The following is a 2,585-nucleotide window of genomic DNA, read 5'->3' on the forward strand; positions in this document are numbered from 1 at the left end:
GGTACTATTGATGCCATGGATGATGCTGCCTTGGCGGCTTTGACCACTTACCATAATACCCCACGTGGTAACGAGGATCAAAAACGGGCGGCATTACAAGTTCTTAATACCACTTTAAATTTAGTTGTTGGAGTTGATTTCGGTCAACAAGCGAATCTTCATAATGCAGAAGCTAATTTAATCGATGCGGCAGTTGTAGCCAAGCATACTTCTTTGACCAATGCCAAAACTATTACCGATGCCATTAACACTAATTTAACAATGGGCAACGACGAAGCTGTAAACGCAAATATCCGGACCGTTCTGAGAGGTATTGCGACAGCGCCTAACATGAATACTGTTAGAATGAGGTTAAACGATGCGAGGGTTATACTTGGAAATGTTGATTTAAGTACTGCATTGACTACTGAAGACTTGTTGTCAAATACCGATGCACGAGATATAAAAAAACGAGCTAAAGAAAAGTATTATTTTTTTCTGATTTCAGATGCCATTAAAAAAATTGATCAGCCTCAACTCTTAGAGCGTATTGCTGCAGCGAGAGATGAAGATCAGATAGTTGCTGAAATAAATAGGCAACGAACCAGTTGGCGTTTTACTCGAGATTTTGTAAGAAATCATCTATCAGATGGAGATTGGCTGGAAATAAAGAGACAAGCTGGATTAAAACTTGCCGCCATTAATACAAAGCCAAATATGGCAGATTCCTTTTGGCAAACAGGAAAAGATCCTCGTCTCGAACATTTTACTGATAAATTAGTAAGAAATGATGGGACCGTATCGGATCCTACTCCTTCAAATGTGGCTCCAAGTACAGGTGCTGTGGGTATTCGTACTGCAAATCCTATTGAAACTCGTTATCAAGGGGTGAAATTACAGCAAGGAGATAAAATTGAGTCAGTTGCCAACTTTCCCCAAAAAGCTAGAGGTCAAAATGCTGCACAAGATACAGCTACAGGAAAGTTAGTTCAGGATCATACTGGTAAAGTAACAGATGTAACAGATGCTGCTGAACGAGATAAAATGACGGAACAAGAAAAATCTCAGATGGCAATTAAACAAGCTAAAATGCTCATAACCAATTTGAAGGGAACTGGTGAGCAAACTGTCTTTATTACCGGTGACGATCAGCATCATGCAGATAGAGTCTATGCCGCGCTTCTCTTAATGAAAAACGATTTAAAATTTAAAATAGAATCCCATGTTCCTGGCTGTGAAGGGCCACGTAAGAGAGCGGGATTTGAATTGCAATCAACTGTTGATGATAAATTTATCAAAGATAAGTTGAGGGGCTACAATGATAAGGCGCTGGAAGGTTTTAAAACAGAGGCTAAGGATTTCATTGCTAATACCAAAAAATCACGAGAACAAATGTCTCTTATGAGAGGTGGGCAAGCTGGGAGTTCGACAGATGCATTGAAGGTCGACGAACACCTAACTGCTTCAGGAAAAAAAATATAATTAGATCTCGTTTCTTGAGGCATGATAGGTATATTTTGAGACTATGAGAAAAACTCTACACGTGAATTAAGTAAACGCACTGGAACGTGTGGAGTGCTATTAAAATTCATACAGGGGGTTACACAATTGAATTCAAACCAACTGGCGATTGGTGTATTTGACTCAGGGATGGGCGGCTTAACTGTTTTGCGTGCATTGCGGGAGGGTCTACCGCAAGAATCGTTTATCTATCTGGGGGATACAGCTCGACTTCCTTATGGTACTAAAAGCCCAGATACGGTAAAACAATATGCCATGCAAATGGCAAAATTGCTGGTGGAGCGGCGAATTAAGGCTTTGGTAATTGCCTGTAATACAGCCACTACCGCCGCATTACCGTATTTACAGGAAATGTTACCTGGTATGCCTGTGCTTGGTGTGGTTGCACCAGGTGCTGCGGCAGCTGTTGCGGCAACTGAAAACAAACGCATTATTGTTTTGGCTACCGAAACAACGATTGCATCCAATGCATACCAAAATCTAATTACCCAACACGTACCCCAGGCAATAATTAATACTCGCGCGTGCAGCGTTTTGGTTGCTTTAGCAGAAGAAGGGATGGTGAACAATCAAGTTGCTCGCGAAGCGTTAAAACATTACCTGGATGGTTTTACTAACGAAGATACGGTGCTCCTGGGATGTACGCATTTCCCTGTATTTAAGCCTTTGTTGCGCGATTTGTTACCTAAAGGGGTTGCTATAGTTGATTCAGCACATGCCACGGCACTCGCCCTGCATCAGTTGCTCGAAAAGCAGGATTTGTTGAATGATATTCCTTCTGTCGGGCGTTCAGTAAGTTACATGGTAACCGACTCAATCAAGCGCTTCCAGATTGTTGGCGAGATATTCTTGGGCGAGCGGTTGGCCTCTGAGGACATCGAGCTTGTGGATGTTAAAGCTTAAACATAATTTCCATGTAACTCTAGTGATACTGCCATTCATTTAAGAAAAACTGTCGTTCCCGCGCAGGCGGGAACCTATTTCTAGCGAGGTACAATGGTAGTTTAAGAATAGATTCCCGCTTGCGCGGGAATGACAAGAATTCATAACCGTTAGGGGATGCTTGAATCTTGGGCGAGCGTTGG

Annotated in this window: 2 protein-coding genes; both read left to right on the top strand. The window is 42.1% G+C overall.

The genetic code is table 11. From position 1 onward, the window contains the following. On the top strand, nucleotides 1–1,461 hold a 1,461-nt coding region (locus DGG96_RS20990; protein WP_165831653.1), incomplete at its 5' end, for a hypothetical protein. 126 nt (nucleotides 1,462–1,587) lie between these two features. Beyond that, on the top strand, nucleotides 1,588–2,403 hold the full coding sequence (gene murI / locus DGG96_RS19965) for a glutamate racemase (protein WP_110144228.1): 816 nt from the start codon (nucleotides 1,588–1,590) through the stop codon (nucleotides 2,401–2,403). Nucleotides 2,404–2,585 lie beyond the last annotated feature (182 nt).

It is taken from the genome of Legionella qingyii, from assembly GCF_003184185.1.